The organism is Burkholderia sp. LK4 (assembly GCF_001043615.1).
In the GTDB taxonomy this organism is placed as follows: domain Bacteria; phylum Pseudomonadota; class Gammaproteobacteria; order Burkholderiales; family Burkholderiaceae; genus Burkholderia; species Burkholderia cepacia.
Window position 1 is genome coordinate 233,060 of record NZ_LDUL01000007.1, and the last position, 8,216, is coordinate 241,275.

Here is an 8,216-nt window from a genome sequence, read left to right on the forward strand (position 1 = left end):
GAGCATCGTCATGTGGAACATCTGGTCAAAACTGCAACGTTACGGCCAACTCATCGTGCGCTGGGGGCGGCAAGGCGCGCCTCTGCTGCAATTGCTGCTACTGGCGCTCGCGCTGGCTGCCATCTGGTGGCTGCCATCTGGTGGCTGGGGCCCAAGTGGAGCTGGGGCGAACATCGCCCTCTGGCAAGCTTGACCGCCCGGGTACTGGCAACGGTAGTTCTGCTGGTGGTGCCGCTATTGCTGTGGGCGCTGCGCCTGCGCAAGCGCGCCATGCGCCTGGAGGCCGAGCAGCAGCATGTGGAAGAGCAACAGACCGACCCGTGTCTGCGCTACGTCGAAGCGCAGGAGCGCGATCTTGATCACAGCCTCGCGATCCTGCAGGCCAACCTCAAGGGCCGGCAAGCGCTGTACCAGTTGCCCTGGTATCTGGTGCTGGGCCAGGAGAACTCCGGCAAGACCAGCTTCGTCAACCGCTCCGGCCAAAGCTTCTCGCTCACCGGCGAAATGAAGGCCGGCAGTCGGCGGCTGCAAGAAGACCCGGACAAGCTCTACGCCATCGACTGGTGGATGGGCGACCAGGCCATTCTCATCGACCCGCCGGGCGAGTTGATCAGCCAGCCGAGAATCGCCCAGTTCGGTGCGTCCGAGGACGCAGAAGACGAAGGCCTATCCACCGCGAGTGCGCCCGCATTGCCCATGCGGCTGACCCGCCACGGGGTGCTGCCGGAAGATATCCACGCTCGGCTGTGGGACAGCTTCGTCGGCTGGCTCGGCCGCAACCGCAGCCGCCGGCCTCTCAACGGCGTGGTGCTGATGGTCAGTCTGGAAACCCTGGCGCACCAGTCGCCAAGCGATCGCAAGGCGCTCGCCGCGGTGCTGCGCGCACGCCTGGCCGAACTGAGCCGGCAGCTCGGCACGCGGCCGCCGCTGTATGTCGTGCTCAGCAAGTTCGATCTGTTGGAAGGCTTCGAAACACTGTTCGCGCGGATGCCCAAGTCTGTGCGCGAAGACCTCTTCGGCTTCAGCTTCACGCTGGATGCGATCCAGCGCTACGACGCCTGGCTGGACGAGCTCGGCACGCGCTACGACGCCTTCCTCGATCGCCTGAACGAGCAGGTCTTCGACAGCCTGGCCGACGTGCCCGACGTTTCGCAGCGCGAGGCGCTGTACTCGCTCACCCGACAACTCAGCGGCCTGCGGCCGCTGCTGCTTGGCTTCCTCTCCGACGTGCTGGGCAGTGATCGCTACGTCACCCCGGCGCTGCCGCGCGGCGTGTTCTTCTCCTCGGTCTACCAGCAAGGCGTGCTCAACAACGCCTTCCTCACCACCGCTTCGCAAACCTATTCATTGCGTGGGCCGATCAACTACATTCAGCCCAGCGGGCGCTCCCTGGTTTACTTCGCGCAGCACCTGTTCCAGCGTGTCATCTACCCGGAATCCGGTCTGGCCGGCGACAACCCGAAGGTCATCGCCGAAAAGAAACACGCGCTGGCCCTGCGCTTCGGCGTAGCATCGTTGGGTAGCGCGCTCGTGATCGGCGCGTGGTACCACTACTACGCACTGAATCGCGACAAAGCCCTGAGCGTGCTCGAACGCAGCCGCACATTCAGCACCCACGCCATCGACGGCACGCTCGACCCTACCGGCCGCAATCTACTGCAACCGCTGGACCAGATCGGCAGCGTGGTCGCCGTCTACGGCAACTATCGCGATGCTTGGCCGGTCGTGGCCGACCTCGGCCTGTACCAGGGTCGCACCATCGGCCCCAAGGTAGACCAGGCCTACCTCACCCTGCTGTCGCAACGTTTCTTGCCGGCACTTGCCAGCGGTGTGATGACCGAGCTGAATGGCGCCGGCACCGACAGCGATACACAACTGGCCGCGCTGCGCGTCTACCGCATGATCGAAGACCGCCCCAACCGCCGCGCGCCCGTGGTCGAAAACTGGATGGCCGCGCACTGGCAAACCGCCTTCCCGGGTGAAGACGGCGTGCAGCGCGCGCTGATGCGCCACCTGGACTACGCCATGAAGTACGCCGACACGCGCCTGCCCCAATACCAGGAGCGCGTGGCTGCCGCGCAGCGCGAGCTGCGCACCATCCCGCTGCCGCAGCGCGTCTACATGACCCTGCGCCGCCAGGCCGGCGCCGCGCTGCGCGCGCCTCTGGATCTGCGCAACGAAATCGGCCCGGCCTACGACATCGTGTACGAACCCGAACGCGCTGCAGAAGGCAAGGACGGCAACCCGCCCGCCAACGGCCGTATCGATGCCCTGCTCACCGCCAAGGGCTACCGCGGCTACTTCGCTACGCACAGCCAGGACATTACCGAGCTGGCCATGATTGACCAGTGGGCGCTGGGCGAGCGACGCAACGTCGACTACTCCGACGCCGACAAGCAAGCACTGGCCGATCGCATCCGCGCGCTCTACAGCCGCGACTACATCGACACCTGGCAACGCAACCTCAACCAGATCGCGGTCCGCGACTTCCAGGATATCGGTCAGGCCGTCACCATCCTGGGCAGCGTCACCAGCCCGGCCGCACCGCTGCGGCGCCTGGTCGAAACCGTGCGCGACAACAGCGAACTCGGCAACCCGCCCGCCGCCACGGCCAACGCCGGCATCGACGCCTCACAAACCAAGGCCGCCGCACTGGCCGACAAGGTGGACAAGCTCACCGAGTCCGAAGCCCCACTGCTGCCAATCATCACCATCGCCCGCGCCTTCTCGCCGATCAGCCAGTTGCTCGAAGCCAAGGGCGAGCGGCCCCCATATCTCGACGAAACCATGCAGGCCATTGGTGCCGTGCAGGACAAAGTGCGCGCCGTGCATGACAGCCCGGACCGCGGCAAAGCCGCGCTCAACGTCACGCTCGAACGATTCGCTCAGAAAGGCCCCGATCCCATCGCCAATCTGCAACGCATCGCCGGTGGCCTGCCCGAGCCGTTGAGTCATCAGGTCGGCAAGCTGGCCGACGAGTCCTCGCGCATCGTCCTCGTCGAAGCCTTGCGCGAGCTGGAAAAACGCTGGGATTCCGACGTCTACGGTTTCTATCGCGAGCGACTCGCCAACCGCTACCCGTTCAATCCGGCCAGCCGCGAAGAGGTGTCGCTCGACGACTTCGCCGCGTTCTTCGGGCCGCAGGGCCGTCTGCAACAGTTCCGCGACAAGTATCTCAACCTGTTCATCCAGGACAACCTGGAAGCCCTGTACTCCGAACGCCTGGGCGGCTATCTGGTGCGCAACGAAGTGCTCACCCAACTCGAAGCTGCCGAGCGGATCCGTGACGCCTTCTTCAACAGCCGTGGGCAACTCGGCGTGCAGTTCTTCGTCGAACCCCTGGGCTTGGCCGCCAACAAGCGCAGCAGCTCCCTCAGCGTCGAAGGCCAGCTCATCACGTACAACCACGGGCCTACTACCAGCACGGCCGTCATCTGGCCCAACACCCTGGCGCCCAGCAACGAAAGCCGCATGACCCTGGCCCATGCCGGCGGCAGCAGCAGCGGGCTCATCTACCGCGGCCCATGGTCGCTGTACCGCCTGCTCAGCCAGGCCCGCCTCAACGGCGCCACCGCCACCAGCGTCGACCTCAGCTTCACCGCTGCCGATGGCGGCATGCGCTACCGCATCAGCACCGAGAAGGCCAACAACCCCTTCACCCAGCCGCTGTTCAAGGGCTTCGCGCTGCCGCGCACGCTGTTGCAGGACGAGCGGCGTGCGGATGCGTCGACTGGCGGACAGGGCGAGGTACAGGTAAAGCCAAGCGCGCGTCAGAACGGTGCCGGTTAAATAGAACGTACTGCGTTTACAGGAGTCCGCATGAAAAACATAACAAATGAGAACTTGAGAATCATATCGACCATCTCAAGGCGGTCCATGTGGGCCTGGATAAAAACCCTCCTGATAGGAAGTGCATTTGTATTCACAAATATCATCGTCGGACTCTGCTTGACCGTTAATAGCCAACAACACGGCATCGCCGCCGCTCACGTGAGCGGACATGCATATCCATTGGCAATGCTTCTAGCTATCAGCGATCTTTTCAGGACGAACTTTTTCCCATCGCTATTGGTTCTTTCAGGATTTTTGAATGTTCCATTATTCATCGTTTTAGCCAACAAGCAGGCAATAAGCACCCTTATCTATAACGCCCACACTCTTAAGCTGACCGATTTCTTAGAACTAAAAATCCAAGCACTCATCAACAGGGTGATCTCCAGGCAACCCGAATTTACGAAACACATACCCAATTGGAGAGCACTTCGCTCAAAGTTAATTCACGAAAACAAGAGCGACAGCATGTCATGGCTTTTCAAGAAGGCAACGAACTACTGCCTTCGAAAAATAAAAATGGATGACGTCAATTTTTCCGATCCCAAGCTCAGCTACCCGGAATTCATTTCCACGAAGCTGAAACAATTTACCCAGGAGTCGCTGAAGCCATCCATGACGTTCGTATGGATGGCCTGCATCGCAAATGTTCTGTTGATTATTCTGGCAATTACGCTCAGATCGCAGACTGGAATAAGTATCTATGATGCGATCCGGATGCAACCGGGCGACTAAGGCGCCCCATAAGATGCACCGCTTATCAGGCAATACGATCATCTAGCGCCCCTCGACTCACTGCCAGATCAGATTTTCCGGCAAGCTCTTCACTAAGAACCGGATCAGGATAACTTCCTAATCGGCCGCCAGGAGAAAGTGAACCTGAAAACTCATGTCGCCGCCTCCCGCGCGTGGCGGTATGTTCGGAACGACCACCATTTCGACGATCGCACCGCGACAGGTGGCGGCAACATGAGTTGTTAGGTTAACTTCCTGGACCTCGTTCTTGGTCGCAATCCTCTGTCCCATTCATGCACCTCTGCACCTTCTCCGGGGAGACATCTTTTAGTCTGCCAACCTCTCTGCAACGAGAGTCAGGCGTGCAGGTCATCAAAGATATTTCGTATTCGCCACCGATAGGAATGAAACCAATGGCACTAACCATGGTCAATCTATCGTTTTTTATCTGATAACCATAACGCATCGATTGCACGTCCCCACTGCCACTCTCAATTGCAAATATTCCACCGCGCCTTGTTTTAGAACGATAAAGCCTTGGCGCCTCACCAATGTATTTGTATAATTTCGCTTTCCGATCAAAAACCCAGTACCACATACCATCCCCGGACCTTCCGCGACCATTTGCCACACCAAGGCCACGCCCACCGTCATTTTTTAAATCAATTTCAGAGTCAATACTTATAGAATAGGCCCGATTATCAGTAAGAAACCTATAATTCTGCCTCCTTTTCCCAGTGAGCATACTAACAGAGACGTAACCTCCCTCATCGTCACCACAATATTTAACCTCCACCGTAGATACAGCACCCACCGATGTTTCCATGCGAATCTCCTTCATTTCGCTATAAACACACCCCTCAGATGCAGACGACGGACCGGGAAATATAAATAGTGACGCAATGATAATAAAGTATATTTCGATAGCAGCCGATTTGGTCTTCATGGACACATCCCCATTCGTATCAAATTCCCCGCATCACTGAAGCGCATCGCAAATAACCTTCTTTGCCGCCTCAACCCGTGCTCGCCTCGCCGGGAATGTAGGCATATCGTAGCGATTTATTTTCATAGACACGGCGTCTGAAGTCGCTGCGGCGATTGTATTGGGGCTTTCAGGATCACATACAAGACTAATCTTTTTATCCATCCAAAACATTCCACCAACGTCGACCGGATTGTATTCATTCCCCGACTCGCGCGCCGAAATTCTCTGCGGAGTGTTTATAATGGCCGGGCATATTGTTGATAGCCTCGGAATGCTCCACCAACCATTGACACTCCACCAACTCGCATCAAATGATGTGGTGCGCAGCCAACCACGATAAACCCAATAGCTGGCATAGTTCGCTCGCCCGGTAATTTGCAGGCTGCCTCGCCCTCGAAACTTAATTCCATCGCCAGTCCCGCCGGGGGAGTATTCATTACCCAAATCATTACTTACTTTCTCATAACGTTGACCGGCCAGAAATTTCACATAGCTATCTGGCCCACGGAAATAATCAGCATCCGTTTCGTACTGGCGGCTCGCAGAGGAATTTCCTTTCTCAGCCATCGTGCCTGATAGGCTGCCAGTCTCGTGCGCCATTTGCCCTATGAAATGACTTCTACGAATGGGACTTCCCCCTAGATACTTCCTCATACAGAAATTTATCGGGATCAGAAAGCGGTCAACATCAGCGCTTCTTGCATTTGGCAATGCTCTTGCCAGCTCAGTTTTACAAAGCCACCCGCATTTCTTGAAAGCATCGATAAATTTCGTCGGATGAAAGTGATAGTGCTCTTTATCAAGAGTCAGGCCTTTCTCCACCGCATCCTCCCAAAACGCTAATGCCTGATGATGGCGCTTAAGTCTTTCATAGGCCGCATCGCCCAGACAAATCGGGAACAGGATATTGGCGACCGGGCTCTGCCCTTCGACACCTTTCAGCCAGTCCCAGCGCTTGACGAAATCGTCCCGTGCCCATTCGCTGGGCATCTTGACCACGCAGTAGCTCAAGCGCTCGCGCATTTCGCCAGTCTGCGCTTTAGCGTAGGCGCGAATCAGCCGACCACGATGCTGGGTAGCGGCGTCGATGACCGTGGCGACGCCTTGCGACGCTTCGCCGGAGCCGGGCAAGTCCGGGACGGGATGCTGCGCCGGGAAGCGGGGCTCGATCAGGTCGAGCAATTGCATCGAGTCGCAGCGGCTGTTGCCGTCAGTGTCGTCGTCGATAAAGGTCCAGCCTTGCCAGTGGGGAAAGTCGGCGTCGCTGTAAGCCTTCGTGCCGGCACAATTGAGGTCGACGAAGGCGGTCGTGCTCCCGTCGAGCGCGATCTTGCGGAAGTGCGGCAAGCGGCCTTCGTGCAGGTCCGTCGCGGCAGGCGCGTCGGGCCCAAGGATGCGTCCGAAGCGCAGCATCTCGTAGCCGGCGCCGGGGCAGCCGTGGTAGGTGTCTACCGCGGTCTTGTACAGGTTGTAGCCCCCTTGGGGCTCGGACACGCTACCTCGGCGCTCGCCGGTGACGTCGCGCGTAATCAGGGTAATGTCGCCGCGCGCCTCGCTCAGGGTGACGATCAGGGCTTCCTTGGTTCGGCCGATTGGTCGCACGGTCCACTGCGCCCACACCTCGGCGGTCAGGTCATCGGGTGGCGTCGCGGCCGCCGCCCCATAGACCGCAGGTACGCGGATAGTGCGTTGCGCGTCCGTGGGTAGTGAGAGCGGCTTCGTGGCTGACGCCATCGCAATTTGGTATGCGCCGGTGACCTTCGGCCACCAATCGCCAGCTTGTGCCTCTGTCTTGCCATTGAGCGCGAGAATGCGCGCCGGCGTTGTGCGAAAGCGCTGCGCGACGCTTTCGAGCGTGTCGTTGGCCGCACCCACCGTGGAATTGAAGGCCCGCACCACATATTTCCGGGTTTCAGTCCGTGGATTGACCGCGTACAGCGGCACGCCGGCGGGAATCACGATGTGCATGTCGCCCCAGACACAGCTGCGCCGCCCTTCTGCGACCTCCAGGTTGCCTTCGCTACGCCCCATTAACCGCTCCACGTTCGCTTTGTCTGCGACGATTTCGAAGTGGATACGGTTGGACTTGCCATAGATGTCGCCGGCCTTGCCGATGGGGTCCTTGCGATACACCTTGTCACCACTCTTCCAGTCGGCCTTCGCCACAGTGCTCAGGTGCTGGTAGATCGAATAGAACACAACCTCGACACCCTCGCCGATTTCGGTCCGGTGCCTGAGGATGACAACACCGTTGCTGGTCCAGCCGGCGTAGTAGTACAACGGGTTGGCGTCGCGTTCTTCGCCGGTGGGCGTGGTCTTCGGTTTAGGGGCGCTGGGGCGCGCGTACACGATTTCGCCATCGGCGATAGCACGCACCGGCTCCGGATTCGCGTCCCCACCGGGCGCCACCAGATGCACGCCGCCGTGCCAACCGAACTGGTGACTGACGGGGAAGGCGCCTTTGCCGCTCTTTTCCCCAAGGCCAACGGCACCTTCATCCTGGGCCTCGTCGGTCTTCGGTTTTGGCGCGCGTAAGAATGGATAGCTGATGAGCATCGGTGGGCTCCTGGAGGTTACTCGGAGAGCGGCAGGTCAGTCGGATCGGTCGGCTCGCCAGGCAGCGGGTTGCCGTCGATGCCTAAGAAGCTGTTGCGAAATTAAT

At 59.4% G+C, this 8,216-nt stretch carries 5 protein-coding genes; 3 read left to right on the top strand and 2 right to left on the bottom strand.

All coding sequences use genetic code 11. The annotated features are described in order from the left end of the window. The first annotated feature begins 10 nt into the window (after positions 1-10). Genes VK92_RS42365 through VK92_RS03640 form a run of 3 tightly spaced genes read left to right on the top strand, consistent with a single transcriptional unit; the run spans position 11 to position 4,566 of the window. Entirely contained in the window at positions 11-193 is a 183-nt protein-coding gene (locus VK92_RS42365; protein WP_197092541.1) for a hypothetical protein, read from the top strand. Beyond that, complete coding sequence (tssM, locus tag VK92_RS03635; protein WP_197092538.1) at positions 127-3,789, top strand: type VI secretion system membrane subunit TssM; 3,663 nt, start codon at positions 127-129, stop codon at positions 3,787-3,789. The genes VK92_RS42365 and tssM overlap by 67 nt, the downstream gene beginning before the upstream one ends. 30 nt (positions 3,790-3,819) lie before the next feature. Continuing rightward, the gene (locus VK92_RS03640) at positions 3,820-4,566 is read left to right on the top strand and encodes a hypothetical protein (protein WP_048022882.1); all 747 of its coding nucleotides are present in this window, start codon (positions 3,820-3,822) and stop codon (positions 4,564-4,566) included. A 247-nt stretch (positions 4,567-4,813) separates the two neighbouring features. Here the strand turns inward: VK92_RS03640 and VK92_RS41485 are convergent, their stop codons facing one another. Together VK92_RS41485 and VK92_RS03645 are read right to left on the bottom strand one after the other, a co-directional pair. Further along, the gene (locus VK92_RS41485; RefSeq protein WP_131723295.1) at positions 4,814-5,512 is read right to left on the bottom strand and encodes a hypothetical protein; all 699 of its coding nucleotides are present in this window, start codon (positions 5,510-5,512) and stop codon (positions 4,814-4,816) included. A 33-nt stretch (positions 5,513-5,545) separates the two neighbouring features. After that, on the bottom strand, positions 5,546-8,110 hold the full coding sequence (locus VK92_RS03645) for a peptidoglycan DD-metalloendopeptidase family protein (protein WP_082160844.1): 2,565 nt from the start codon (positions 8,108-8,110) through the stop codon (positions 5,546-5,548). Positions 8,111-8,216: the final 106 nt, after the last annotated feature.

Bases quoted from the DNA above. Each gene is read 5' to 3' on its own strand.
- VK92_RS41485 (WP_131723295.1), bottom strand. From the start codon at position 5,512: ATGAAGACCAAATCGGCTGCTATCGAAATATACTTTATTATCATTGCG.
- VK92_RS03640 (WP_048022882.1), top strand. From the start codon at position 3,820: ATGAAAAACATAACAAATGAGAACTTGAGAATCATATCGACCATCTCA.
- VK92_RS42365 (WP_197092541.1), top strand. From the start codon at position 11: ATGTGGAACATCTGGTCAAAACTGCAACGTTACGGCCAACTCATCGTG.
- VK92_RS03645 (WP_082160844.1), bottom strand. From the start codon at position 8,110: ATGCTCATCAGCTATCCATTCTTACGCGCGCCAAAACCGAAGACCGAC.